This is a genomic window from Kribbella sp. NPDC023972 (assembly GCF_040639075.1).
Classification (GTDB): domain Bacteria; phylum Actinomycetota; class Actinomycetes; order Propionibacteriales; family Kribbellaceae; genus Kribbella.
In genome coordinates this window covers 478,415-503,562 of the sequence record NZ_JBEZZH010000005.1, presented here as the reverse complement: position 1 = coordinate 503,562, position 25,148 = coordinate 478,415, and the positions used below count along the sequence as shown (strand labels likewise).

Annotated in this window: 24 protein-coding genes; 19 read left to right on the top strand and 5 right to left on the bottom strand. The window is 69.6% G+C overall.

All coding sequences use genetic code 11. From position 1 onward, the window contains the following. Positions 1-6: 6 nt before the first annotated feature. Complete coding sequence (locus AB0F43_RS22985) at positions 7-861, bottom strand: LysR family transcriptional regulator (protein WP_360480220.1); 855 nt, start codon at positions 859-861, stop codon at positions 7-9. Between the two features lie 284 nt (positions 862-1,145). Here AB0F43_RS22985 and AB0F43_RS22980 point away from each other — a divergent pair, with 284 nt between their 5' ends. The 10 genes from AB0F43_RS22980 to AB0F43_RS22935 all read left to right on the top strand — a co-directional run bounded on the left by AB0F43_RS22980 (position 1,146) and on the right by AB0F43_RS22935 (position 10,575). Further along, positions 1,146-2,078 (top strand): EamA family transporter, encoded by a 933-nt coding sequence (locus tag AB0F43_RS22980; RefSeq protein ID WP_360480217.1) that lies wholly within the window; start codon positions 1,146-1,148, stop codon positions 2,076-2,078. A gap of 8 nt (positions 2,079-2,086) precedes the next feature. After that, positions 2,087-2,455, top strand: coding sequence for a hypothetical protein (locus AB0F43_RS22975; RefSeq protein ID WP_360480215.1), 369 nt, complete (start codon positions 2,087-2,089; stop codon positions 2,453-2,455). Between the two features lie 197 nt (positions 2,456-2,652). Next, positions 2,653-3,027, top strand: a complete 375-nt coding sequence (locus AB0F43_RS22970; RefSeq protein WP_360480212.1) for a hypothetical protein — start codon at positions 2,653-2,655, stop codon at positions 3,025-3,027. A gap of 114 nt (positions 3,028-3,141) precedes the next feature. Further along, positions 3,142-3,456, top strand: a complete 315-nt coding sequence (mihF, locus tag AB0F43_RS22965) for an integration host factor, actinobacterial type (protein ID WP_132320042.1) — start codon at positions 3,142-3,144, stop codon at positions 3,454-3,456. Between the two features lie 74 nt (positions 3,457-3,530). Beyond that, entirely contained in the window at positions 3,531-4,103 is a 573-nt protein-coding gene (gene gmk / locus AB0F43_RS22960) for a guanylate kinase (protein WP_360480499.1), read from the top strand. Positions 4,104-4,131: 28 nt separating this feature from the next. Then, positions 4,132-4,434 (top strand): DNA-directed RNA polymerase subunit omega, encoded by a 303-nt coding sequence (gene rpoZ / locus AB0F43_RS22955; protein WP_132320044.1) that lies wholly within the window; start codon positions 4,132-4,134, stop codon positions 4,432-4,434. A 36-nt stretch (positions 4,435-4,470) separates the two neighbouring features. Further along, on the top strand, positions 4,471-5,805 hold the full coding sequence (gene coaBC, locus AB0F43_RS22950) for a bifunctional phosphopantothenoylcysteine decarboxylase/phosphopantothenate--cysteine ligase CoaBC (RefSeq protein WP_360480209.1): 1,335 nt from the start codon (positions 4,471-4,473) through the stop codon (positions 5,803-5,805). 155 nt (positions 5,806-5,960) lie between these two features. Further along, a complete protein-coding gene (locus AB0F43_RS22945) occupies positions 5,961-7,076 on the top strand; it encodes a winged helix DNA-binding domain-containing protein (RefSeq protein ID WP_360480206.1) in 1,116 nt (371 codons plus the stop codon). 197 nt (positions 7,077-7,273) lie between these two features. After that, positions 7,274-8,467: a methionine adenosyltransferase gene (metK, locus tag AB0F43_RS22940; protein WP_360480203.1), complete on the top strand. Its 1,194-nt coding sequence runs from the start codon at positions 7,274-7,276 to the stop codon at positions 8,465-8,467. 83 nt (positions 8,468-8,550) lie between these two features. Then, positions 8,551-10,575 carry a primosomal protein N' gene (locus AB0F43_RS22935; protein ID WP_360480200.1) on the top strand — a complete coding sequence of 675 codons (2,025 nt, stop codon included), beginning with the start codon at positions 8,551-8,553 and terminating at the stop codon, positions 10,573-10,575. A gap of 56 nt (positions 10,576-10,631) precedes the next feature. Here the strand turns inward: AB0F43_RS22935 and AB0F43_RS22930 are convergent, their stop codons facing one another. Continuing rightward, positions 10,632-11,624, bottom strand: coding sequence for a DUF5937 family protein (locus AB0F43_RS22930; protein ID WP_360480197.1), 993 nt, complete (start codon positions 11,622-11,624; stop codon positions 10,632-10,634). 73 nt (positions 11,625-11,697) lie between these two features. Here AB0F43_RS22930 and AB0F43_RS22925 point away from each other — a divergent pair, with 73 nt between their 5' ends. Together AB0F43_RS22925 and AB0F43_RS22920 are read left to right on the top strand one after the other, a co-directional pair. Beyond that, complete coding sequence (locus AB0F43_RS22925) at positions 11,698-12,909, top strand: MFS transporter (RefSeq protein ID WP_360480195.1); 1,212 nt, start codon at positions 11,698-11,700, stop codon at positions 12,907-12,909. A gap of 58 nt (positions 12,910-12,967) precedes the next feature. Then, positions 12,968-13,588, top strand: coding sequence for an HAD family phosphatase (locus AB0F43_RS22920; protein WP_360480192.1), 621 nt, complete (start codon positions 12,968-12,970; stop codon positions 13,586-13,588). On the opposite strand, the gene AB0F43_RS22915 is transcribed toward AB0F43_RS22920, so the two are convergent. Further along, positions 13,581-14,717 carry a hypothetical protein gene (locus AB0F43_RS22915; protein ID WP_360480190.1) on the bottom strand — a complete coding sequence of 379 codons (1,137 nt, stop codon included), beginning with the start codon at positions 14,715-14,717 and terminating at the stop codon, positions 13,581-13,583. The genes AB0F43_RS22920 and AB0F43_RS22915 overlap by 8 nt on opposite strands. 4 nt (positions 14,718-14,721) lie before the next feature. Further along, positions 14,722-15,888: a C39 family peptidase gene (locus tag AB0F43_RS22910; protein WP_360480187.1), complete on the bottom strand. Its 1,167-nt coding sequence runs from the start codon at positions 15,886-15,888 to the stop codon at positions 14,722-14,724. A gap of 159 nt (positions 15,889-16,047) precedes the next feature. Between AB0F43_RS22910 and def the strand changes: the two genes are divergently transcribed. From def to AB0F43_RS22890, 4 genes are read left to right on the top strand one after another with little or no spacing between them, the layout of a single operon-like run. Continuing rightward, complete coding sequence (def, locus tag AB0F43_RS22905; RefSeq protein WP_360480184.1) at positions 16,048-16,596, top strand: peptide deformylase; 549 nt, start codon at positions 16,048-16,050, stop codon at positions 16,594-16,596. Beyond that, positions 16,593-17,522 carry a methionyl-tRNA formyltransferase gene (gene fmt, locus AB0F43_RS22900; protein ID WP_360480182.1) on the top strand — a complete coding sequence of 310 codons (930 nt, stop codon included), beginning with the start codon at positions 16,593-16,595 and terminating at the stop codon, positions 17,520-17,522. Before def ends, fmt begins: the two co-directional genes overlap by 4 nt. After that, a complete protein-coding gene (locus tag AB0F43_RS22895) occupies positions 17,519-18,922 on the top strand; it encodes a transcription antitermination factor NusB (protein ID WP_360480179.1) in 1,404 nt (467 codons plus the stop codon). The genes fmt and AB0F43_RS22895 overlap by 4 nt, the downstream gene beginning before the upstream one ends. A gap of 48 nt (positions 18,923-18,970) precedes the next feature. After that, the gene (locus AB0F43_RS22890; protein WP_360480176.1) at positions 18,971-19,960 is read left to right on the top strand and encodes a DMT family transporter; all 990 of its coding nucleotides are present in this window, start codon (positions 18,971-18,973) and stop codon (positions 19,958-19,960) included. Between the two features lie 56 nt (positions 19,961-20,016). On the opposite strand, the gene AB0F43_RS22885 is transcribed toward AB0F43_RS22890, so the two are convergent. Continuing rightward, positions 20,017-20,967: a DMT family transporter gene (locus AB0F43_RS22885; RefSeq protein ID WP_360480173.1), complete on the bottom strand. Its 951-nt coding sequence runs from the start codon at positions 20,965-20,967 to the stop codon at positions 20,017-20,019. Positions 20,968-21,095: 128 nt separating this feature from the next. On the opposite strand from AB0F43_RS22885, the gene AB0F43_RS22880 reads away from it, so the two are divergent. From AB0F43_RS22880 to AB0F43_RS22870, 3 genes are read left to right on the top strand one after another with little or no spacing between them, the layout of a single operon-like run. Further along, the gene (locus AB0F43_RS22880; protein ID WP_360480170.1) at positions 21,096-22,298 is read left to right on the top strand and encodes a cysteine desulfurase-like protein; all 1,203 of its coding nucleotides are present in this window, start codon (positions 21,096-21,098) and stop codon (positions 22,296-22,298) included. Between the two features lie 39 nt (positions 22,299-22,337). Beyond that, positions 22,338-23,873, top strand: a complete 1,536-nt coding sequence (locus tag AB0F43_RS22875; protein ID WP_360480167.1) for a hypothetical protein — start codon at positions 22,338-22,340, stop codon at positions 23,871-23,873. A 14-nt stretch (positions 23,874-23,887) separates the two neighbouring features. Then, the gene (locus AB0F43_RS22870; protein WP_360480164.1) at positions 23,888-25,144 is read left to right on the top strand and encodes an ROK family transcriptional regulator; all 1,257 of its coding nucleotides are present in this window, start codon (positions 23,888-23,890) and stop codon (positions 25,142-25,144) included. Positions 25,145-25,148 lie beyond the last annotated feature (4 nt).

Below are 25,148 nucleotides of genomic sequence, written 5' to 3'. Positions count from 1 at the left end.
TGGTAATCAGGGCGCCTGGTAGAGGCTGGTGATCAGGGCGACGGCGGCCTGGGTCGCCGGGTGTGGGTCCTCGCGGTGCCAGATGAGGTGGACGTCGACGGGTGGCGCGTCCCGGACCGGGCGGTAGACGACACCGTCGCGGCGGTACTGCGTGACGGTCGACTGCGGGGTCAGGCCGACGTACCGGCCGGCCGCGATCGCCGCCAGCCAGTCGTCGACGTCGTGGGTGTACTCGAACTCCGGCCGGGCATCTTCCGGCCAGAGGTCGACCGTCGTACTGCCGGTACGGCGGTCGATCGCGAGCGTGCGGTGGCGGAGCTGGTCGAGGGTGAGGGTGCGCTTCGTCGCCAACGGGTCGTCGGCGGCCAGAGCGCAGTACCTGCGTTCCTGCGCGACCGTCGCGTGGGCGAATCGTCTCTCGTCGACCTGGGTCCGTACGATCGCGAGGTCGCACAGACCTTCGGCCAGTCCACCGGTCGCTGTGTTCGTCCGGACGAGTTGCAGCTCGACGTCCGGATGCTCAGCCGCCCACCGCCGCTGGAACTCCGCCGTATGCCGACCCACCGCCGACCACGCGTGCCCCACTCGCAACCGCGTGTGTCCGGTCGTTGCCTCGCGCACCAACTCGTCCACCTCGGCCAGCACCTGCCGAGCCCGCGCCAGCACCTGCACGCCCGCCGTCGGCGGCGTGATCGTCCGACTGGTCCGATGCAGCAACCGCACTCCAAGCACCCGCTCCAGACTCAGCAGATTCCGCGACACCGCCGCCTGCGAAACGCCCAACTCGATCGCGGCATCCGTAAACGTCCCCGCCTCCACGATCCCGACCAGACACCGCAGCTGCCTAAGCTCCACATCCATAACCCCACCGTATAGATCCACCCCCAGATGCATTTTGCGAATACCCGCCACCCGCGCACTCTCAACCCATGACCCCGCCCAACCCGACCACCACCCGCCCGACCACATCCCACGGCGCAGCCGACTCCAACATCCCGGCCCCTCCGCCGGGTTCGTCGGGTGGCCCGGGCCTGCCGGTGCCGGGTTCGTCGGGTGATGGGTCCCCGCCGGTGCCGAGTTCGTCGCGCGGTGCGACCCCGCCGGTGCCCGGGTCGTCCAGTGGCGGGCGGCTAGTGGGGGTGTTGATGATGCTGGGAAGTGGGCTGTCCACCCAGGTGGGTGCGTCGATGGGCGCGCTGGCGCTTCCGGTGCTGGGGCCGGCGGGGGTCGTGGCTATCCGGCAGTGGGTGGCGGGCGTGGTGCTGGTCGCGGTGGGGCGGCCGCAGTGGCGTGCGATCACGGGCAAGCACTGGCGGTTGGTGCTGGGGCTGGCCGCGGTGTTCGCGGTGATGAATCTGTCGTTGTACACGGCGATCGACCGCGTCGGCCTCGGTCTCGCGGTGACGTTGGAGTTCCTCGGGCCGTTGGCCGTCGGGCTGCTGGGGTCCCGGCGGTTGATCGACCTGCTCTGTGCTCTGGCCGTCGCACCCGCCGTCGTGCTGCTGACCCGGCCACAAGCGACCACGGACTACTTCGGCATCGGCTTCGGCCTGCTGGCAGCACTCTGCTGGGCCTGCTACATCCTGCTCAGCCGCCGCATCGGCCGTGAACTGCCCGGCGTACAGGGTGTGGCAGCGGCAGCCGCGGTGTCCGGGCTGGCCTACGTCCCGATCGGCATCGTCGCGCTCTGGCACCACCGGCCGACCCTCGCGACGCTCGCGTACGCCGTCGCGGCCGGCGTGCTGTCGTCCGCCGTACCGTTCCTGGCCGACCTGCTCACGCTGCGCCGGGTGCCGGCTCAGTTCTTCGGTGTCTTCATGAGCGTCAACCCGGTTCTCGCCGCCCTGGTCGGGATCGTGGTGCTCGACCAGTACCTCGGCTCGCTCGACTGGCTGGCCATCGGGGTGATCGTGAGCGCCAATGCGGTCGCCTTGTCGGCCGGGCGACGCGGGACATCACGGCACGGTTCCAGTCCAGGGATGCGATGTTCTTCACGGCGTGCCCTCCGCCCTGGTGACCCCGGGATTCGGAAGGGTTGCGGTGCGACGGGGAGCGACGGTCTTCCCGCGGAAGAGTAAGGATCTCAATGCGTAAGGTTGCGGCCCTCGCGGCAGTAGTGACAATGAGCGTCGGTGTGTTGACGGCGTGCTCGGGCGGCGACTACTGCGGCGAACTGCAGAACTATGCCGAGGCGGTCAAGAACCTCGACATCAAGGACACCGCGGCGGTGGACAAGATGCGCGGCGAGGCGGAGAAGCTGTCGAAGTCGGCGCCGGACGACCTGAAGGACGACTGGAAGATCGTCCTGGACTACGCCGACAAGGCGAGTGAGGCGAAGGGCGACACGGCGAAGCTGCAGGAGCTGTTCAAGAACGACGGCGAGAAGATCAAGAACGCGTCCGACGCGATCGCCAAGCAGGCCAAGGACACCTGCAAGGTCGAGATCAAGAACTGACCGCCGACGCCCGGTGGCGGCTTGTGTGACGGCTGACGTGCTGCAACGCGTCAGCCCCGCAACAAGCCGCCAGCGGGCTGGCTCCGGCCGCGGGGGAGCGGCCGGAAAGGATTCGTTTCGGATGGGTTGGTGACTGGCTGTAGCGTCGGGGTCAGCACCCCCGAGGACCGACCTCCCGACCCCCGAGGATGAGAGCTTTGAAGCGCACACTCGCCGTGGCCGCGACGCTGATCGCCGGCACCGCCAGCCTGACCGCCTGCACCGAGGAGCAGGCGTACTGCGTCGACCTGGCCGGGTACGCCGCCAACGCGGTCAACGTGGACCCGCAGAACCCGGCCGACTACACCAAGATCCTCGAGGACGCGAAGAAGCTGCAGGGCTCCGCGCCGGCCGAGGTGAAGGACGACTGGGGTGTCGTGGTCGCGTTCGCCGAGAAGGCCAAGGCGGCGGGCACGGACCGTGTCGAGCTGGCTCGGCTGAGCAAGGAGACCGGCGGCGTGATGACGGCGTACAAGACGATCAGCACGCACGCGAAGGACTCCTGCAAGGTCGACGTCCCGCAGCTGAACTGAGACTGGAACGCTCGATTCCGCCGCGTCGCGGGTCGATCCCGGCTTCTGCACAGTGACCTGCCCGAAGCCGTGTTAGGTTCCCTTGCGAAGCCACACAACGGGACAGGTGAAACGGTGCCACTTCCTTCTTTGACCCCGGAGCAGCGAGCGGCGGCTCTGGACAAGGCCGCGGCGGCGCGGCGTGAACGAGCCGAGATCAAGAACCGGATCCGGCACTCGGGAGCGTCTCCGACGGAGGTGCTCCACGAGGGGCAGACCAACGACGTGATCGGCAAGATGCGGGTCAGCGCGCTGCTGCAGTGCATCCCGGGTGTGGGCAAGGTCCGCGCCCAGCAGATCATGGAACGCGCGGGGATCTCGGAGACGCGGCGGGTGCGCGGCCTCGGCTCGAACCAGATCGCCGCTCTCGAACGCGAATTCGCCGAGTGAGCCAGATCGAAACCCTGGCCGGCTCGTTGGACACTGGTGTGAAGATGACCACGCACAGGACGGACGACGCGACCATGGCTCCGCGGCAGAGCGCGCCCCGCACGGCCCGGCTGACCGTGCTGGCGGGGCCGACCGCGGTCGGCAAGGGGACGGTGGCGGCGGAGATCCGGGAGCGGTTCCCGGAGATCTGGATCTCCGTGTCGGCCACGACCCGCAAGCCGCGGCCGGGTGAGGTGCACGGCGTGCACTACCTGTTCGTGTCGGACCAGGAGTTCGACCGGATGATCGCCGACGGCGAGCTGCTCGAGTGGGCCGTGGTGCACAAGGCGGCCCGGTACGGTACGCCGAAGCAGCCGGTGCTGGACAAGCTCGCCGAGGGCCGGCCGGCCCTGCTGGAGATCGACCTGCAGGGCGCCCGCCAGGTCCGCGAGACGATGCCGGACGCCCAGTTCGTCTTCCTCGCGCCGCCGAGCTGGGACGAGCTGGTCCGCCGGCTGGTCGGCCGAGGCACGGAAACGGCCGAGGAACGGGAGCGCCGGCTGGAGACGGCGACGCTGGAGCTGGCCGCCGAGAAGGAGTTCGACGTGACGATCGTGAACGCCTCGGTTCGGGAGGCTGCCGATCAGTTGGTAAAGTTGATTCGATAACCCCTTCCATTCCTGGAAAGAGCTGAACTTGTCTGGCAACCAGCCCGTCGCCATCGGCATCACCTCCCCGCCGATCGACGACCTGCTCACCCACACCGACTCCAAGTACAAGCTCGTGCTGTACTCGGCCAAGCGGGCGCGGCAGATCAACGCCTACTACTCCCAGCTCGGCGAGGGCCTGCTCGAGTACGTCGGTCCGCTGGTCGAGACCCACGTCCAGGAGAAGCCGCTGTCGATCGCGATGCGCGAGATCAACGAGGGCGTGCTGACCTGCACCGACATCGACCCCGAGGCCGAGGCGGAAGCCGCCGCCGCGGAGAAGTCCGCGTAACCGACGCCCGATGACGACCGGGAACGGGGTCTGTTGATGTCCGCAACCGGTGATCAGACCCCCGGAGCCGATCACGGCCCGGGGGCTTCGGTCGTTCCCGCCGAGACCGAGACCGACGCCGGGGGTACGCCGGCTCCGGCGCGGCGGCCGAACGTCGTGCTCGGCGTCGGCGGCGGCATCGCGGCGTACAAGGTCTGTGATCTGCTCCGGCGGCTGACCGAGTCCGGGCACCGGGTCCGGGTGGTGCCGACCGCCGCCGCGCTGGAGTTCGTCGGCGCGGCGACCTGGGCGGCGCTGTCCGGTCAGCCGGTGACGGCGGATCCGTTCGACGACGTGCACGAGGTTCCGCACGTCCGGATCGGCAAGGCGGCCGAGCTGGTGGTGGTCGCCCCGGCCACGGCCAACCTGATCGCCAAGGCCGCGCACGGCCTGGCCGACGACCTGCTCACCAACACGTTGCTGACGGCCCGCTGCCCGATCCTGTTCGCGGCCGCGATGCACACCGAGATGTGGGAGCACCCGGCCACGCAGGCGAACGTCGCCACCCTCCGGTCCCGCGGCATCACCGTGCTCGACCCCGCGGTCGGCCGCCTCACCGGCGCCGACACCGGTCGCGGCCGGCTGCCCGAGCCGTCCGAGATCTTCGCGATCAGCCAGCTGATGCTCGCCGACGAGGCCGCCCGGGCCGCCGGGCAGGCGGTGGCCGACCTGACCGGCAAGCAGGTCCTGATCAGCGCCGGCGGCACCCGCGAGCACCTCGACCCGGTCCGCTACCTCGGCAACTCCTCGTCCGGCAAGCAGGGGTACGCGCTGGCCCGGATCGCCGCCGCTCGCGGCGCCAAGGTCACCCTGGTCGCCGCCAACTCCGAGCTGCCCGACCCGGCCGGCGTCCAGGTCGTCCCGGTCACCTCGACGCGCGACCTGTACGACGAGATCACCGGACGCGCCGGTGACGCGGACGCGATCGTGATGGCGGCGGCGCCGGCCGACTTCCGGCCGGCCGACGTGGCGGAGCACAAGATCAAGAAGACCGCCGACGGCTCGGTCCCGGCGGTCAGCCTGGTGCAGAACCCGGACATCCTGCAGACGATCTCGCACGACCGCCGCCGTCCCGGCCAGGTGATCGTCGGTTTCGCGGCCGAGACCGGCGACGCGGAGCACAGTGTGCTCGAGCTCGGCCGGGCCAAGCTGGAGCGCAAGGGCTGCGACCTGCTGGTGGTGAACGACGTCTCCGGCGGCAAGGTCTTCGGCAGCGACACCAACGAAGCCGTCATCCTCGACCGCGAAGGCTCCGCCCTCCCCGTCCCCTCCGGCTCCAAGGACGCCCTAGCCGGCGTCATCTGGAACCTCGTCGCCACCCACTGGCCCTAACCCCCGCCCGCCCCGTCCCATTTGCCTGGCTCACCAGCCAAATGGTGGGTTTGCCACCGCGATTCAGGGTGCAGAACCCACCACCTGACTGGTTAGCCAGCGAAATGGGGCGGAAGCGGACAGGAACTGACCGGTTCTGGCTTTAGCGTCGGGGTATGAAGATTTCGTGGCGGGCGGTGGTGGGGCGGCGGATGCGGCGGCATCACTTGGCAGGTGATCCAGCGGGTTCCGCGGCGGACGCCGTACGGGCTATGTGTGGGGCGCATGCGCAGGTGTTGTCGGCGGGGGAGGTGTCGGTGGCGCTGCGGGTCGGCGGGGCGACCCGGGAGCTGGTCCAGCAGGCGGACGGCGTGGTGAAGACACTCGGGCCCCGTGGCACGGTCCATCTTTTGCCTCTGGACGACCTGCCGATGTGGACCGGTGCACTGTCGGCGCTGCCGCCCGGTCCGCCGCGGCCCGAGCGCATGCGGATGACTCCGGAACAGACCGCTGACGTGATCGCGGCCATCGGCGACGCGCTCGCCCACGACGACCTGACCGTCGACGAGCTGACGGACGAGGTCGTACGTCGTACCGGCGCCTGGGCGGGTGATCCGGTCATCGAGGCCTTCCAGGGCAACTGGCCGCGCTGGCGGCAGGTGATCCCGGCCGCTGCCAATGCGGGCCTCCTCTGCTACGGACCGAATCGCGGCCGCAAGACGACGTACTCGAACCCGCATCGCTTCAAGCCGTTCGAGCCGCTGCCCGGCGAGAAGGCGTTCACCGAGCTCCTGTACAACTACCTGTACTCCTACGGCCCGGCGACACCGCAGCAGTTCGCCCGGTGGCTCAACACCACTCCGACCTTCGTCAAGCCGTACTTCGCCGACCTCCCGCACGTGGAGCTCGAAGGCCAACAGGTCTGGCACGCGCCGGGTGATGACGACTTCCCGGACGACCCGGTGCGCGGTGTGAGGCTGCTGCCGTACTTCGACGCCTACGGTGTCGGCAGCTTCCCGCGGGAACTACTTTTTCCCGGCAAGGCGTTCACCCGGGCGCTGGCTCGCGGTCAGGCCGGCAACTACCCGCTCCTGCTGGTCGACGGCATCGTCGCCGGTGTCTGGCACCAGAAGAAGTCCGGCCGCAAGCTGCACGTCACGGTCGAGGCGCTCACCTCCCTCAACCGCACCCGGCTGCGCCAGCTGGACGCCGAGGTGGACCGGTTGGCTGCGATCCTTGATTGCACGCCGACACTCACCCTGGGCGAGGTGGCCGTCGGTCCGCACGCCTGAAACCGACTCCTCCATCCAGCATATGATCACGCGTCTCGAATGATGGATGAATTCGGAGCGTCACCGGGACTCCGGAGGAAACTGCTGGCATACTTCCCAGATGCATCGCTATCCGCCGGTGCACGGGGGGATCGTGTGGAAGTAGCTGCGGTTCGTAGCCACAGCCGCGCGGCACAAGAGGAATCCGAGGGAGAATTGTGGCGAGCCGCCTTTTCACGTCCGAGTCGGTGACCGAGGGTCACCCGGACAAGATCGCTGACCAGATCAGCGACTCCATTCTCGACGCCCTGCTGGCCGAGGACCCGAAGAGCCGCGTCGCGGTCGAGACCCTGGTCACCACCGGGTTGGTCGTCGTCGCGGGTGAGGTCACCACGACGGCGTACGTCGACATCCCCGGGATCGTCCGAGCGCGCATCCTCGAGATCGGGTACGACTCGTCGCTGAAGGGGTTCGACGGCGCGTCCTGTGGGGTCACCGTGGCGATCGGAAGTCAGTCGGCGGACATCGCCCAGGGGGTCGACACGGCGTACGAGACGCGCGCGGACGCGTCCCACGACGCACTGGACCTGCAGGGGGCGGGCGACCAGGGCCTGATGTTCGGCTACGCGTCGAACGAGACGCCCGAGCTGATGCCGCTGCCGATCACCATCGCGCACCGGCTGTCCGCGCGGCTGTCCGAGGTCCGCAAGGACGGCACGATGGCCTACCTGCGCCCGGACGGCAAGACCCAGGTCACGGTCGAGTACGACGGTGACAAGGCGGTCCGGATCGACACCGTGGTGGTGTCCAGCCAGCACGCGGCCGACATCAGCCTGGACTCGATGCTGACCCCGGACATCAAGAAGCACGTGGTCGACCCGGTGCTCGAGCAGTTCGACATCGACTCGGCCGGCTACAAGCTGCTGGTGAACCCCACCGGGCGGTTCGAGATCGGCGGCCCGATGGGCGACGCCGGCCTGACCGGCCGGAAGATCATCATCGACACGTACGGCGGGATGGCCCGGCACGGTGGTGGTGCGTTCTCCGGCAAGGACCCGTCGAAGGTGGACCGGTCGGCGGCGTACGCGATGCGCTGGGTGGCGAAGAACATCGTCGCCGCCGGGCTGGCGGACCGGGTCGAGTGCCAGGTCGCGTACGCGATCGGCAAGGCCGCTCCGGTCGGCTTCTACGTCGACACGTTCGGCACCGAGAAGGTGCCGGTGGACAAGATCAGCGACGCGGTCCGCGAAGTGTTCGACCTGCGCCCGGCCGCGATCATCCGGGACCTGGACCTGCTCCGCCCGATCTACGCCCAGACCGCGCGGAACGGCCACTTCGGCCGCACCGGCGAGGACTTCACCTGGGAGCGCACCGACCGGGTCGAGGAGCTGAAGGCCGCGGTCAACAAGTAGGACGAACGGCCTGCGACCCGGTTGTCCACAGCCGGGTCGCGGCCTTCGCACGCACTGTCGCCCGGGCGGACTAGAGTTTCCCAGTGACATCGACCGGGGACTCGCCTGAGCAGCTGACGCTGCTGCGGGACACCGTTCGCAGGTCCCGGACGAAGGAGCCGGCCGGGATCACCTCGTCGTTGCCGGTGGCCCGGATCGCGGTCGACGTCTCGTTGCCACACCTGGACCGCCCGTTCGACTACCTCGTGCCCGAGGATCTGGCCGCGGCCGCGCAGCCGGGCGTCCGGGTGAAGGTCCGCTTCGCCGGCAAGGACCTGGACGGGTTCGTGCTGGAGCGACTCGAGTCGTCCGACCACGAGGGCAAGCTGTCCCGGATCCGCAAGGTCGTCTCGCCCGAGCAGGTGCTGACTCCGGAGATCGCCGACCTCTGCCGCTCCGTCGCCGACCGGTACGCCGGGGTCTTCGCGGATGTGACCCGGCTGGCAGTCCCACCCCGGCATGCGAAGGTCGAGGGGGAGCCGAGGCGCTGTGACCAGCCCGCGCGTCCACCGCTGTCCACCTCGCGATCCGAGTGGTCGCCGTACCCGACGGGGTTCCTCGACGCGGTGGCTCGCTCGGAGTCGCCGCGCGCGATCTGGACCGCCGTACCAGGAGCCGATTGGGCGCTGGCGTTCGCGCAGGCGGCGGCGGTGTGTGCGGCGTCGGGGCGTGGTGCGTTGCTGCTCGCGCCGGATGCTCGTGACCTCGAGCGGCTCGCGGTGGCGTGTACGGCGGTGCTCGGCGACTCCGGGTTCGTCACGTTGTCGGCCGATCTCGGGCCGACGGCTCGGTATCGCGCGTTCCTCGCCGCCTTGCGGGGGTGTGCGCGGGTGGTGATCGGGACGCGCGCGGCCGCGTTCGCCCCGGTGGCGGATCTCGGTCTGGTCGCGTTGTGGGACGACGGCGACGACTCGTACGCCGAGCCGCGTGCGCCGTACCCGCATGCCCGGGAAGTCCTTCTGCTGCGGGCGTATCGGCAGCAGTGTGCCGCGTTGCTCGGCGGGTATGCCCGCTCGGTGGAGGCGGCGGCGTTGCTGGAGTCCGGGTTCGCGAACGAGCTGATCGCGGATCGCACGGTGATCCGGGCGGCCGCTCCCGCGGTGCACATCGCGGGGGAGTCGGACACCGATCTCGCGCGTGATCCGGCGGCCCGGGCGGCCCGGTTGCCGCATCGCGCTTTCGAGATCGCCCGGGAGGGTTTGCGGTCCGGGCCCGTGCTGGTGCAGGTGCCGCGGGCGGGGTATCTGCCGAGCCTGGTGTGTCAGACCTGCCGGGCGCCGTCACGGTGCTCGACCTGCGGTGGGACGTTGCGTCGGACCGAGGGGTCCGGGCCGGCGAGTTGCAGCGTGTGCGGCCGGCCGGCCGCTGACCATCGGTGCCCGGAGTGCGGTGACACCCGGATGCGCGCTGCCGTCGTCGGCGCTCGTCGTACGGCGGAGGAGCTGGGGCGCGCGTTTCCCGGACTGGTCGTGCGTACGTCGGGGGGCGACAACGTGCTGGACGTCGTACCGGACAAGCCGGCGTTGATCGTGAGCACACCGGGAGCCGAGCCGGTCGCCGAAGGCGGATACAGCGCTGCGCTGCTGCTTGACACCTGGCTGATGCTCGCCCGGCCCGACCTGCGGGCGCCGGAGGAGGCCGTCCGCCGATGGTTCAACGCGGCGACGCTCGTCCGCCCGACGGGCGCCGTGATTCTCGTCGGCGAACCATCTGCCTTCCCGCTGCAGGCGGTTGTCCGCTGGAGCCCTGAAGGCTTCGCCTCCCGGGAGGTCGAGGAACGCCGGGCCGCCCGCTTGGCGCCCGCGGCCAAGCTGGCCGAGCTCACCGGTCCGTCCGAGGCCGTCACCGACCTGATCGCCCGCCTCCGTCAGTTGCTCCCGGCAACCGCTGCGTTGGAGGTCCTCGGCCCGGTCGACGTTGACGACGAGACCGTGCGAGCTGTCGTGCGCACGCCACGAGCAGCCGGTTCGGCGCTGGCCCGCGCTCTGAAGGAAGCTCAATCCGCCCGCAGCGCCAAGAAGAACCCGGGCTCGGTGCGGGTTCAGGTCGACCCGCCGAGCTTCGGCTAGGTGGTGGATGCCAGGGGCTCGGCGGGGCCGCCTGGACCCGCACCGAGCTCCGTCGGCTAGGCCGTCGAGGCCAGGGGAGTGTCGGCGGCGCTGAGGAGCTGGTTGCCGAGCGAGGTGCGGTAGTAGAGCACCGCGCGGCCGTCGCGGCGCGAGTCGACCACGCCCGCGCTGCGCAGGATGCTCAAGTGCACGCTCAGCGTCGGTGCCGACACGCCGAGCTGGTTGGCCAGGTGTGTCGTGGACATCGGCAGGTCAAGGTGGCTCACGATCGCCGCCCGAGTCCGGCCGACCAAGTCCGCGAGCGGTGAGTCGGTGGTGTCCTGGCGGTCCTCCCACAACCGGCCGAGACCACGCGGCGGGTAGGTGACCGTCGGCACGTGCGGCGCGGCGGTCACCGCCAGGCCGGCCGGCCAGCCGAACACGCACGGCACCAGCAGCACGCCCTGCCCGGCCATCGGCTCACCGTCACAGGCGTACGGCCGATCGATCTCGATCCGGCTGCTGCTGAACCGCACCGACGGATGCAGGTTGCGGAACAGCCGCTCGATCCCGCCGCTGGCCAGCTCGTCGAGCCGGAACGTCAGGTCGTCCTGCAGCAGCGCACGCATCCGCCGCCAGTCCGGCTCGATCGCGCGTCGCCAGTAGCTCTCCAGCGAGGAGGTGATCAGGTCCAGCGCCTTGGCCGGGTGGGCGATCAGGTCCGGCAGCAGCGGGTGCGGGGTGTCATGGTGCAACTTGCCGATCTCCTCGACGACGAGATCGTGCGGGGTTGCGGCGATCGCGGCCAGGCCCGACTCGAAGCTCGTGGTCCGGCGCGGCGGCGCCGGCGTGATGAAGTCCGGGATGTACCCGATCGGCGGAACGAGTGCCTTGAGCAACGTCAGGTCCGGGCCGTCGATGATCGGCTGGACCTTCTGCAACCACGGCCCGTGCACGCTCCGTGCGGTGTTGTTGCTCAGGGCCCGCACACTGGTGACGGCCTCCCACACCGGCGACACCGCGAACCGGATCCGGCCCACGTCGCCGGCGTTCAACCTGATCGTGATCACCGGCCCACCCTAACTGATTAGTCCTGTGCCTAATCGTCGACAGTGCTGGGGCCAGGCCCCGAGAGTTGTCCCCATGAGTGCAATCGCCGCTGTCGAGACGCCCGCGCCCGCCCTGCCGCGGGCGTTCTGGGCGCTCTGGGTCTGCCAGCTGGTCAACCGGCTCGGCAGCTTCGTCCAGCCTTTCCTCGTCCTCTACCTGACCCAGGACCGGCAGATCTCCGCCGGTACGGCGGGTGCCGTCGCGGCCGCGGTCGGTGCCGGGTCGGTGGCGTCGCAGCTCGTCGGCGGCTGGCTGGCCGACCGTATCGGTCGCCGGTTCACCATGCTGATGTGCTTCTTCGGCACCGCCGCCGCGCTCATCCTGCTGGGGTCGGCCCGGTCGATGGTGATGATCTGGGTGGCGGCGTTCGTGGTCGGCCTGCTCGGTGACCTGTTCCGGCCGGCCGTCCAGGCGACGGTGGCCGATCTGCTCCAGCCCGGCGAGCGAGTTCGCGCGTACGGCCTGCTCTTCTGGGCGATCAACCTCGGCTTCTCCGTCTCGACCGTGAGCGCGGGTGTGCTGGCGTCGATCGGCTACGGCCTGCTCTTCTGGCTGAACGCCGGTACGTCGGTGATCGCCGGCCTGGTGATCTGGGCGATGGTCCCGGAGAGCCGCCCGGCGCTGGACGACGGCAGCTTGCGCCGGCCACTGCTGCCGGTGGCACTCCGGGACACCGTGTTCCTGCTGATGATCCTGCTCCAGATCGGCTACGCCACCATCTACTTCCAGGGCTACTCGACGCTGCCGCTGGCGATGGCGGACGACGGCCTGCCGTCCTCGACGTACGGGCTGGTGATCGCGCTCAACGGGGTGGTGATCGTGCTGGTCCAGCCGTTCCTCGGCAAGCGGCTGGCGAAGTTCGACCGGCCGAAGCTGCTCGCCGCGTCGATGCTGGTCGTCGGTCTCGGGTTCGGCGTCGGTGCGGTCGTGCACGACTGGTGGGGTTACGGGCTGTCCGTGGTCGTCTGGACGATCGGCGAGATCGGGTTCGCGGCCGTGATCGGTGCGGTGTTCGCCGACCTCGCTCCGGTCGACCTGCGCGGCGGCTACATGGGGATGTCTGGGATGGCCTTCGGCATCGGCACAGTGATCGGGCCGCTCGCCGGGACGAACGCCCTCGAGTACTTCGGCCCGACCATCACCTGGCTCGGCTGTGCACTGCTGGGTGTGCTGCTCTTCATCGGGCAGTTCGCGCTGGCACCGGCTCTGCACGCGCGAGCCGCCGCGAACGCGGCGACCGCATGAGATGAGCGGTCGCGACCGGCCACCGTGGCCGCTGCGCCCTTCGCATAGGGTTGCGGGCATGACGCAGCGGACGATCGACGTGGTGGTGTTCGACATCGGCGGGGTGCTGCTGGACTGGAACCCCGACTATCTGTACGCCGACCTGATCCCGGACGAGCAGGAGCGGACCCGGTTCCTGACCGAGGTGACCACGCGGGAGTGGAACCATCAGCAGGACGCGGGCCGGCCGTGGGCCGAGGCGATCGCCGAGCTGACCGCGCTGCACCCCCAGCACGCCGAGTGGATCGAGGCGTACGACACCGGCTGGCTGAAGATGGTCAAGGGACTCTTCGAGGACACCGTCGCGCTGGTCGGCGAGATCCGCGAGCTGGGTGTTCCGACGTACGCGCTGACGAACTTCTCGGCGGAGAAGTGGGAGATCGCGAAGGAGACGTTCCCGATCCTGACCGGGTTCGACGGTGAGGTCGTGTCCGGCGTCGAGCAGGCGGTGAAGCCGGACGAGAAGATCTACCGGATCCTGCTGGAGCGGTTCGGCCTGGACGCGGCGCGCACGTTCTACACCGACGACGTGCAGCACAACGTCGACGGCGCCCGCGCGGTCGGCATCGACGCCGAGCTGTTCACCGACGCCGCGACGCTCCGCGGCCACCTGCGCGCCCGCGGGCTGGCGCTCACGTAGCGGGGGCGGAGAAAGTTTCGGTGTACGCCGGGGTGGTCGCGAGCTGGGCCGCCTCGACATAGACGGTGTCGTCCTGGCAGGTCAGCGGAGTCAGTGCCGTGCCGGGCTTGCCGGAGTAGATGCGCTGCGGCTGCCGCATACCCGGGCGCCAGCGGTTGATCTGGTATGCCTCGCTGCCGTCGCCGACAGTTCTCGTCTCCCAGAAGATCCAGTTGCCGCAGGCAACGATCGTGTCGGTGACGATCACCCCGAGCGGCCGGGCGGGGGAGTCGGCCGAGTCCCGGACGTACGCCTTGCTCTCGTACTGATCCGGGTCCGACGCCGCCACCTCGGACCACACCGTCGCACCGCTCAGCGACGCACCGCTCCACTGCAGGCAGTTGGTTGCAGCCGGCACCGGACGGGCCTTGCCGCTGGACAGGGAGGCGACCAGGATGCGCTTACAGCGGCGACTGGTCTCCGGTGCGGTGATCTCGCTGAACGTCACCGTGTCGGCCGAGATCACCGGGTCAGCGATGTACCCGGGATTCGCCACGCAGGTGACGGGTCGCGAGGTGAGGGTCGCGAGGTCGGCCAGGATCAGGCAGGAACGGTTCTTGGTGTCCGTGGAGCTGTAGGCGAAGGTGCCGCCGTACGCGCCGATCTCTGGTTCGGAGACTTTGGGGAGGCGGCCGAGGCTGGTCGGGCGGCCGGTGGTCAGGTCGTACCGGAACACCTTGATTTCCGGGTCGGGGCCGTCCGACCGGATGTCCTCGATCAAGGCCCACTGATCGTCGATCACCACCGGCGACTGCGCGACGAAGCCGGCGGCCGGCACGTGCTTGACGACGACCTTCTTGCTGGTCCGGTCGGTGATGGTCGTCGTACCCGCCTCGTCGCTGCCGCGGGTCACGACGTACTTCCGCTGCTGGGTGACGAGGTGCAGGCCGTTCACGGGTTGGCGGAGCACCTTCGTCCACCGCGGCGGCGTTGTGTCCGCCGAGGTTGGCTGTGTCGGTGTCGGTGTGCTGGTCGTCGTCGTACTCGGGCTGGTCGGCTTGCTGGACGGGCTGCTCGTGCTCTCGGGGGAGGATGAGCAGCCGGCGACGAGCAGCAGGACGGCGAAGGCCGCCAGGGGTGCACGGCGCATCAGGTCAGAGGCCGATGTTCTGGAAGGAGTTGGCCAGGGTCGCGTTGAACAGGGCGGTCGCCGGGATGTTCTTCGGGCCGTCGGTGACGTTGCCGCGACTGTTGAACCGGCGCTCGTTGAACACCTCGAAGATCGCGATCGTGCCCTTCGCCCGGTTGTACCCGCGGCCGACCTGGAAGTGGCCGCTGTGGTTGAACGCCAGGTACGGGAAATAGCGCTTCAGCAGTTGGGTGTGCTCGATGATCGGCGCCGGCTGACCGTCACCGAGGTGGTTCTGGTGCACGGTGAAGAACTTCTGTGCGTTCCAGTGACCGACGTTCTGGATGATGTAGGTGCCGGCGGCGCGATCCCAGTTCGTCTTGCGGTTGGTCTGCTGGACCATCGCGGAGATCGCCGTACCGGCGGTCGTGGTGCCGAGGTCCTTGGCCCAGGACGCCTGGGTGTCCTTCTGCTTGTCGTCGGCCCAGTCGATCGACTGGAACGTCGCCGGCCCACACCAGTACCCCTTCTCCTGCGAGGTCTGGAACCCCTTCATGATGTACGACGACGCCGGGAGCTTCGCCGGCGCTTGACCGGGCACCGGCGTCGGCGTTCCCTGACTGGGCGCACTCCTAGTAGGGGACGGGAATGTAGCGGCCGGCTCGGAGGAGGCATCCAGCAACCGGAGAGCGCGGGCTTTGTCGCGGCCGTCCCAAGCGGCTTGCATCTCGTCCAACTCAGCGTTCACGCGGGCACTCTTCGGCATCGACGTACGCTCGGCGACGAAGGCCTGCGGGGTGAGATCTCCCGTGGGGAGGTCCTGCTCGACACCGGCCTCCCCGTCGGCGCGCAGGCTCGGCGGGCTCATCATCTCCTGGATCTGCGCTCCGCTCGGCAGTTGATCCACGAACCCGAGACCGAGACAGTAGTTCTCCTCCTCGAGCTTGAAGCACCGCATGACCGACGACGCCTGCGTGGAAGTGTCTGCGGACCGCAGTTCGCCGTCGCCGGGTGAGGTCTCGGTGACCTGCTTCGCCAGCTCACTCCAGGTGTTGGCGGTCGGGAGCTGGCCGGCCGGTTCAGGGCTCGCGGCCGACCGAGGCTCGCGCGGTTCGGCGAAGGCGGTGAGGGGTGCCTGGGCTAGCAGGACCCCCAAGAGGATCAGTGTTGCCCCCCGTGCTGCTGTGGGCATTGGGTCTCCCGTTGGGCGTGTGATGTTGTGACTGTAGGTACGCCTGAGACCACAGTACGTGCTTATGGCAACGATGTGGAGGCCCCCTCCCCGCCGTAGTCCCCGCCGGAGGCCAACTAGACTTGCCGGGTCCCGGTCCGTGGAACGCTGGAGAGTCTGTTGTCGGTCACACCCATCCGCCTGTTCGGCGATCCCGTCCTGACCACCAAGGCGGAGCCGGTCGTCGACTTCGACGCCGAGCTGCGCCGCCTGGTCCAGGACCTCACCGACACCATGCAGGCCGCCCCCGGCTCGGGCCTGGCCGCGCCGCAGATCGGTGTCGGTCTGCGCGTCTTCACCTGGCACATCGAGGGCGAGCTCGGGCACCTGGTCAACCCGGAGCTGACGCTGTCCGCGGACGAGCAGTTCGGCCCGGAAGGCTGTCTGTCCATCCCCGGCCTCACCTTCGACTGCCGCCGCGCCCAGTCGGTCATCGCCCGCGGCTTCAACATGTACGGCGACCCGGTGGTGATCGAGGGCTCGGACCTGCTGGCCCGGTGCATCCAGCACGAGACCGACCACCTGGACGGCGTCCTGTTCATCGACCGGCTCGACACCGAGACCCGGAAGCAGGCGATGAAGGCGATCCGCGAGGCGGACTGGTCCGGTCTGGGCGGCGTACCGCAGGTGAAGGTGTCCCCGCACTCGATGAATGGATTCGGACTGTGAGGGTGGTCTTCGCCGGTACGCCGGAACCGGCCGTCGCCGCGCTGAGGGCGATCGTTGCCAGCCGCCACGAAGTGGTTGCCGTCGTCACCCGTCCGGACGCACCGGCCGGCCGCGGCCGAAAGCTGGTCGCGTCACCGGTCGCCCAGCTCGCCGAGGAGCTCGGTGTCGAGATCCTCAAGCCGGTCAAGCCGAGCGACCCGGATTTCCTGGCCCGGCTGACCGAGATCGCACCGGACTGCTGCCCGGTCGTCGCGTACGGCGGATTGTTGCCCCAGGCAGCGTTGGACATCCCGGAGCACGGCTGGATCAACCTGCACTTCTCGGTGCTGCCGGCCTGGCGCGGCGCCGCGCCGGTGCAGCACGCGATCATCGCCGGTGACGACGTGACCGGGGCCAGCACGTTCCGGATCGTGAAGGCGCTCGACGCCGGCCCGGTGTACGGCGTACTGACCGAGCCGATCGGACCCGAGGACACGTCCGGCGATCTGCTCGCCCGGCTGGCGGAGTCGGGTGCGAAGTTGCTGGTCGACACCCTGGACGGGATCGAGGCCGGCGTCCTGGAGGCGCGGGAGCAGCCGGCCGACGGGGTCACGCTGGCGCCGAAGATCACGGTCGAGGACGCCGAGCTGGATCTGAGTGCGCCGGCACAGCGGGTGGATCGGCTGGTTCGGGGGTGCAACCCGGCGCCGGGGGCGTGGACGACGTTCCGCGGCGAGCGGCTGAAGGTCCTCGCCGTACGGCTCACGGACGAGGAGCTGAAGCCCGGTGAGCTGCGCGCGACCAAGTCGAGCGTGAAGGCCGGGACCGGGAGCAAGGCGGTCGAGCTGGTGACGGTTCAGCCGCAGGGCAAGAAGCCGATGGCCGCGGCCGACTGGGCCCGCGGTGTGCGGCTGACGGATCAGGACCGCTTAGGGCCGGAGGCGTGAACGACCGGACGCCCCGCAATCGGGCGCCGCAGCGACGGCCGGACCGGGTACGCCGGGTCGCGTACCAGGTCATCCGCCAGGTCACCGCCGAGGGCGGGTACGCGAACCTCGCGCTCAACAAGGCGCTCCGCGAGCAACGCCTCGGCGGCCGGGACGCCGCGTTCTGCACCGAGCTCGTGCACGGCACCCTGCGCTGGCAGGGCACGTACGACGCCTTCCTCAGCCGCAGCGTGTCCCGCCCGCTGGCCGACCTCGACCCAGAGCTGCTCGACCTGCTTCGCCTGGGCACGCACCAGCTGCTGCGAATGCGAGTCGACTCCTACGCCGCCGTCAACGAGATGGTCACCCTCACCCGCGCGGAGATCGGCCAGAAGCGCAGCGGTCTGGTGAACGCCGTGCTCCGCAAGATCAGCCAACGCACCTTTCCCCAATGGATCGCAGCCGTCGCACCTCCCGTCGAGGAGGACCGCCTCGGCCATCTCGCGGTCGCCAAAGCCCATCCCCGCTGGGTGATAGAGGCCTTCGCGCAAGCACTAGGGGAGAAGCCGGGTAGCGCCGACCCCGACCGTGGGCTCGAGCGGTTGCTTGACGCCGATAACGAGCCGCCGCGGGTGACGTTGATCGCTCGGCCGGGGCTGGCGGACGTGGATGAGTTGATCGAAGCCGGCGCCACACGCGCGCGGTGGTCGCCGTACGCGGCGGTCCTGCAGGGCGGTGGTGATCCGGGACGGATCCAGGCGGTGGCGACCGGGCGGGCTGGTGTGCAGGACGAGGGCTCGCAGTTGGTCGCGATCGCGCTGGCGACCGCCCCACTCGACGGCGAGGACACCAAGTGGCTCGACCTCTGCGCGGGGCCTGGCGGGAAGTCTGCTCTGCTCGCCACTCTCGTCAACCAACGCGACGGGCAACTGACCGCCGTCGAGCCGCTCAAGCATCGCGCCGAGCTCGTTCGCGCCAACGTCCGCGCGATCCCGGGCGACCACAAGGTCCTGATTGGCGACGGGACGAAGCCGACCTGGCCGGCCGGGTCGTTCGACCGGGTGCTTGCGGACGTTCCGTGCAGCGGGCTCGGGGCGCTTCGGCGGCGGCCGGAGGCTCGCTGGCGTCGTACGCCGGACGACGTGATCGACCTGCGGCCACTCCAGGAGGATCTGCTCGACTCGGCGATCACCTCGGTCCGGCCGGGTGGCGTGGTGGCGTACGTCACCTGTTCTCCACACCCCGACGAGACCCGGGCGGTGGTGGACGCCGTACTCGGCCGCCGGGACGACGCACACGTCGAGGACGCCCGCGGTCTGTTCCCCGACGTACCTGACCTCGGCGAAGGTCCCGACGTGCAACTGTGGCCCCACCTGCACGGCACCGACGCGATGTACCTGGCCCTGATCCGGCGGTCGTAGTGTGGACCTGCTGTCAGGTGCAAGGGGTGGAACGGTCATGATAGGCGGGTGACAACGACCGCCACTCGTCCTGCCCGTTCGGCTCAGCAGCACCAGATCGTCGGGCTCAGCGCCGCCTTCGGCATCGGGATGCTGGTCGCGATCCAGTCCAGGATCAACGGCGAGCTCGGCCACGTCCTCGCCGACGGCGTCGCGGCCGCACTGATCTCGTTCGGTTCCGGCCTGCTGATCCTGCTCATCGGTACGGCGCTGGTCCCGCGGATCCGCCGTTCACTCGGCAACGTCTGGCGCGCGGTCCGTACGCCGATGCGCGGTCACGGCGGTCTGCGCTGGTGGCAGTGCATCGGGGGAGTCGCGGGTGCGTTCCTGGTCGCGACCCAGTCGATCACCGTCTCCGTGATCGGTGTGGCCGTCTTCACCGTGGCCGGCGTAGCCGGTCAGGCGGTGAGCAGTCTGGTCGTCGATCGCCTCGGCTTCGGTCCGGCTGGTCCGCAGCCGTACACCACGCTTCGGGTCCTCGGCGCGGTCATGGCGTTGGCAGCCGTCGTACTCGCGGTGTCATCGCAGCTGACTCACCCGGACGGCCTGCTGCTCGCGGTGCTGCCCGCACTGGCCGGTGTCGGCTCGGCGGTCCAGCAGGCCATCAACGGGCGTGTCGCACGCACCGCCTCACAGGACGCGTTCGGCGCTGTCGCGGCCGGCGTGGTCAACTTCCTCGTCGGCTTCATTGCGTTGCTGGTCGTCTTCCTCGTCGACGTCACGGTGCGCGGCGCGCCGCAACACCTGCCGAGTGAGCCCTGGCTGTACCTCGGTGGTGCGTGCGGAGTCATCTTCATCAGCGCCGCTGCGGCGGTGGTCCGGGTGGTCGGCGTGTTCGTGCTCGGGCTGGGGACGCTCGCCGGACAGCTGATCGCCAGCCTGTGCATCGACCTGTTCGTCCCGGCCGCCGACAAGGCCGTCACCTTCCCGGTCGTCGCCGGGACCGTGCTGGCCTTGGTCGCCGTCGTGGTCGCGGCCGTCCCGAACCTACGCCGCTGACGCCTCCGCGTCCGTCCCCGCCGTACGCTGCTGCCGCCTTCGCGGCCGTCCCGGCCTTACGCCGCGGACGCCTCCGCGGCGAGGGTTGGCTTCCGCCGGATGCTCCGCAGCAGGCCCTGCGACACCGCGACACCGAGCAAGACGATCAGGGCGCCGACCGGCTGGTACCAGGTGAGGTGCTCGTGCAGCACGATCACGCCGACCAGGATCGAGAAGATCGGCATCAGGTAGGTCACCATCGACGACCGGCTCGCCCCGATCAGCCGGATGTTGCGCAGGCTGAGCACGAACGCGAGCCCGCTACCGAGCGCGCCCAGCGCGAGCACGCTGCCGACCACCTCGATCGACAGCGACCACGGCACCGGCGGCGCCTCCCGCGTGACGATCGGCGCGACCACGGCGAGCTGGACGGCGGCGCAGAGCAGCAAGCTGGCGGACAGCGCCGTACCGGACAGAGTCGTGCCGGCGATGAACCGCTTCTGGTACGGCACCGCGAGGCCGTAGCAGACGGCCGCCAGCATGCACAGCGCCTGACCGGTCAGGTCCGCGCCGCCCTGCACGTTCCAGGCGCCGAGTACCACGAGCATGCCGCCGAAGCCGACGGTCAACCCGAGCACCCGCTGCAGCGAGAAGGTCTCGGTGCGGAAGATCAGCACCGCGATCGGCAGCACCACGAGCGGGGTGATGCCGTTCCAGATCCCCGCCAGCAGGGACGGGATCCGCTGCTCGCCGTACCCGAACAGTGTCCACGGGATCGCCGACCCGACCGCGCCGACCACGAACGAGTGCACCCACATGCGCGGCTCGCGGGGAAGCGACTCGCGCTTCACCGCCAGGATCATCAGCAGCACCAGCGACCCGGCGATCACCCGCCCGAGCGCCAGGTAGAGCGGATGCACCTCCCGGACGCCGACGGAGATGAACAGGAAGCTGCAACCCCAGATGGCCGCCAGGGCCAGCATGGTCGGAAGCCAGGCCTGCAGCGGGACCCGGTCAGTAGTCGTCACGGTGCTCACTCCTGACATCCTGCACTACATCGCCGACAACTCGTGCATATTTACCCGGCATCGGGCAGCGCTGGTGAGGAATGGACAACCGCTGGCCGTCACGGTGGTGTCGGGAGAGGATGACCGTCATGGGTGTCTTCGATGTTGCTGCTGTCCGGAAACAGTTCCCCGCCCTCGACGAAGGGGCCGCTCATTTCGACGGCCCCGGCGGTTCGCAGACGCCGCGGGTGGTCGCCGAAGCGGTCGCCACCACCATGACCTCGGCGATGGCCAACCGCGGCACACTGACGGCTGCCGAGCGCCGAGCCGACGAGACCGTCGTCGCCGCCCGGGAGGCTATCGCTGACCTGCTCGGTACGGACCCGCGCGGCATCGTGTTCGGCCGCAGCATGACCCAGCTGACGTATGACTTCTCCCGGACCCTCGCCAAGACCTTGGGCCCCGGTGACGAGATCATCGTCACCCGGCTCGACCACGACGCGAACGTCCGCCCGTGGGTGCAGGCCGCCGAGGCCGTCGGTGCCACTGTCCGCTGGCTCGGCTTCGACGCCGAAACCTCGGAGCTGGACGACATCGCACCGCTGCTCACTGACCGGACCCGCCTGGTCGCGGTCACCGCCGCGTCCAACCTGCTCGGCACCCGTCCCGACACCGAGCGGATCGCCGACCTCGTCCACCAGGCCGGAGCGCTCCTGTACGTCGACGGCGTCCACCTGACCGCGCACGCCCCGGTCGACGCGACGTACGCCGACTTCTACGTCTGCTCGCCGTACAAGTTCTTCGGCCCGCATCTCGGTGCTCTGACTGCTTCGCCGGAGCTGCTCGAGACGCTCCATCCGGACAAGCTCGCGCCATCGACGGACGTCGTACCGGAACGCTTCGAGCTCGGCACACTGCCGTATGAGCTGCTCGCCGGCACCACGGCAGCCGTCGACTTCCTGGCCGGTCTCGGTGGCACCGGAACGACCCGGCGCGAGCGACTACAGAGCTCGCTGCGGCTCGTCGAGGAGTACGAGGACAACCTCCGCGACGATCTGGAAGCCCGGCTGGCGGCCATCCCAGGTGTGAAGCTCTACGGTCACGCGGCACGTCGTACGCCGACTCTGCTGTTCACCGTCGACGGGTGGACACCAGCGGCCGTGGCGGAGCGCCTCGCGGCGGCCAACGTCAACGCGCCGGCCGGATCGTTCTACGCCTACGAGCCTGCCCGGCACCTAGGGCTCGGCGCCGCCGGAGCCATCCGCGCCGGCCTCGCGCCGTACACGGACCAGTCCGATGTCGACCGTCTGATCGCCGCTGTGACAAGCCTTGACGCTGTCTCGACCGACTAACTAAAGTCTCTGGGGAAATTCCGTCCGCAAGGGAGTCAGGTGAACGAACCGAGCGCGGTCTTCGTCCAGGCTGAACCCTCGGACCCCCTGACCACGGCCGTGCGCAGCGGCCCGACCTGGTCGGCGGCGGGTATCGCGGTGACCTGGTCCGACGGCACCGTCGAGGTCAGTGCGCGGACCCTCTCCCGCGTCGCGATCCGCTGGTCCGAACCGCTGCCCGCCGAGGCCCTCATCGTCGGCGACGCGTGGGAACGTTCGTACGGCGATCTTCAGTGGCGACACCAGCAACCCGAGCGACTGCTGCCGTGGTACTTCCTCAGCCACGACCCGAGGACTGGCCGTAGCACCGGCGCAGGCGTGGACGTCCAGCCGAACGCTTTCTGCTCGTGGACGGTCGACGCCGACGGCTTCACGCTGTGGCTCGACCTTCGCAACGGCGGCGGCCCAACCCAGCTGAACGGCCGGACGCTGACTGCCGCGACCGTCCGCCGGTTCGAGGACGCAGGCACGCCCTGGCTGACCCTGCATGCAGCGGTCGCCACCATGAGCTCCCGGCTACCGGCGCGACCTGAGCCCGTGCCGGTAGTCGGGGCGAACAACTGGTACTACGCGTACGGCGAGAACTTTGACGAGAAGGCGGTTCTCAAGGACGCGATGACGGTCGTCGAGCTCGCCGACGGTCATCCGGTCAAACCGTTCAGCGTCGTGGACGACGGCTGGTACCCGGGTGGTATCGCCTCCGGTGGACCGTGGGACGCCGGCACCCCCGAAGTCTTCGACGACATGGCCGGCACCGCGTCGGCGATCAAACAGCTCGGTGCCCGGCCCGGTCTGTGGTTCCGTCCGCTGCGGGTTCGCGAGCCCGCCCGCGCACTGGATCCGTCGTACCCGGAAGTCCTCGACCTTGTCCGCACCGACCTGCAGCGGTTCAAGGACTGGGGTTTCGAGCTGGTGAAGCACGACTTCAGCACGTACGACATGTTCGGCCGCTGGGGACCGTCGATGGTGTCCGGGCTGACCGACGAGGGTCGGCAGTTCCACGATCAGACCCGTACGTCGGCCGAGATCGTCCTCGCGTTCTACCGCGAGATCCGCCTGGCCGCTGAAGGTGTCGTGCTGATCGGGTGCAACACCGTCGGCCACCTCGCGGCCGGGCTGGTCGACGTACAGCGGACCGGGGACGACACGTCCGGGCGGGACTGGGAGCGGACCCGGAGGATGGGCGTGAACACGCTCGCGTTCCGGTTGCCGCAGCACCATCGCTTCTTCACAGTCGATGCCGACTGCGTCCCGTGCACCCCGCAGACGCCGTGGGAGCTGAACCAGCGGTTCCTCGACCTGGTCGCCCGATCAGGTACGGCGCTGTTCGTGTCGGTCGATCCGGTCGCGCGGACAGAGCAGTCGGACCGGGCGCTGAGCGAAGGTATACGGTTGGCCCTCAGTGGTGGGGACGGGCCCGGGCTCGAGCCGGCCGACTGGCTGGTGAACACCACGCCGAACTCGTGGCGATCCGGCGCCGAGACGATCCACTACGACTGGTCGCGCCCGTGGGGCGCTGATCCGGTTTCACCGTGACGTCTGGGGGACTAGTGGCTGTACGCCGGGGGACCAATCTGGATCGCGTCGGCGGTTTCAACGACGCCGTGGTGCTGGACGCGATTCGTCGTACCGAACAACTCAGCCGGGTCGAGCTGGCCGAGGCGACCGGCCTGTCCGGGCAGGCGATCTCCAACATCATCCGCCGGTTGCTGGACGCCGGCCTGGTCCGCGAGGCGGGTCGGCAGAAGAGCGCAGGTCTCGGGAAGCCGCGGACCCTGCTCGAGCTCGAGCCGTCCGGCCAGTACGCCGTCGGTGTGCACTTGGACCCGGCCGTCGTGACCGTCGTGGTGCTCGACCTGACCGGCGAAGTGGTCGCCCGTCGCAGCGTCGGCACACCGCACGCCGATGATCCCGACGTGCTGATCGACCGGATCGCGGCAACGATCGAGGACGTGATCAGCCAGGCCGGGGCGCCGCGCGAGCGCGTGATCGGGGCCGGGATCGCGGCCCCTGGTCCGATCGACGTCGAGCGTGGTGTCGTCGTGGATCCGCCGAACCTGTCGGCCTGGCACCTGGTGCCACTGCGCGACGAGCTGCAGGCGCGGACCGGGCTGCCGGTGCTGCTCGACAAGGACGTGACCGCCGCGGCCGCCGCCGAGAAATGGGTGAGTGGATCGGAGCGGCACGCCAACTTCGTGTTCTTCTACCTGGGCACCGGGATCGGCGCCGGGCTGGTGGTCGGCGACGAGGTCGTGCGTGGATCGTCGAGCAACGCCGGCGAGATCGGTCATGTGATCGTCGACCCCGACGGCCCGGTCTGCTACTGCGGCCGACGCGGCTGCGCCGGTGAGACGAGCCAGCCGCGATTCCTGGTGCAGCAAGCGGTCCAGGCCGGCGTACTTGCCCAGGGCATCGATCTCGACGACCGGCAGGCCGTGGACGCGGCGTTCGCCACGTTGTGCGAAGTGGCACAAGCAGGTCCTGGCGTGGCACGGGAGATCGTTGCCGCACTCGCCGAGCGGGTCGCGAAGGTGGTCGAAGACATCGCGAACCTGCTCGATCTCGACCGAGTCGTGTTCGGCGGCCCGCACTGGGAGCAGCTCGCGCCGTTCTTCGGTGAAACCGTCGAGGCCGCGCTAAAGGAACGCTTCCTGGTCCGCTCGGTCCATCCGTTCGACGTCTCCGGTACGGCGCTCGGCGTGGACGTCGGCGCGATCGGAGCGGCCAGCCTGGTTCTCGACCAGACCTTCTCGCCGAATCCGTCGGTGCTGTTGCCGGAAGGCGAACTCGTGAGTGGTGAAAGGTGATGTG

Coding starts and splice junctions, on each gene's coding strand:
- AB0F43_RS22985 (WP_360480220.1), bottom strand. CDS start 861: ATGGATGTGGAGCTTAGGCAGCTGCGGTGTCTGGTCGGGATCGTGGAG.
- AB0F43_RS22980 (WP_360480217.1), top strand. CDS start 1,146: ATGATGCTGGGAAGTGGGCTGTCCACCCAGGTGGGTGCGTCGATGGGC.
- AB0F43_RS22975 (WP_360480215.1), top strand. CDS start 2,087: ATGCGTAAGGTTGCGGCCCTCGCGGCAGTAGTGACAATGAGCGTCGGT.
- gmk (WP_360480499.1), top strand. CDS start 3,531: ATGGCTCCGCGGCAGAGCGCGCCCCGCACGGCCCGGCTGACCGTGCTG.
- coaBC (WP_360480209.1), top strand. CDS start 4,471: ATGTCCGCAACCGGTGATCAGACCCCCGGAGCCGATCACGGCCCGGGG.
- AB0F43_RS22945 (WP_360480206.1), top strand. CDS start 5,961: ATGAAGATTTCGTGGCGGGCGGTGGTGGGGCGGCGGATGCGGCGGCAT.
- AB0F43_RS22925 (WP_360480195.1), top strand. CDS start 11,698: ATGAGTGCAATCGCCGCTGTCGAGACGCCCGCGCCCGCCCTGCCGCGG.
- AB0F43_RS22920 (WP_360480192.1), top strand. CDS start 12,968: ATGACGCAGCGGACGATCGACGTGGTGGTGTTCGACATCGGCGGGGTG.
- AB0F43_RS22915 (WP_360480190.1), bottom strand. CDS start 14,717: ATGCGCCGTGCACCCCTGGCGGCCTTCGCCGTCCTGCTGCTCGTCGCC.
- AB0F43_RS22910 (WP_360480187.1), bottom strand. CDS start 15,888: ATGCCCACAGCAGCACGGGGGGCAACACTGATCCTCTTGGGGGTCCTG.
- AB0F43_RS22880 (WP_360480170.1), top strand. CDS start 21,096: ATGGGTGTCTTCGATGTTGCTGCTGTCCGGAAACAGTTCCCCGCCCTC.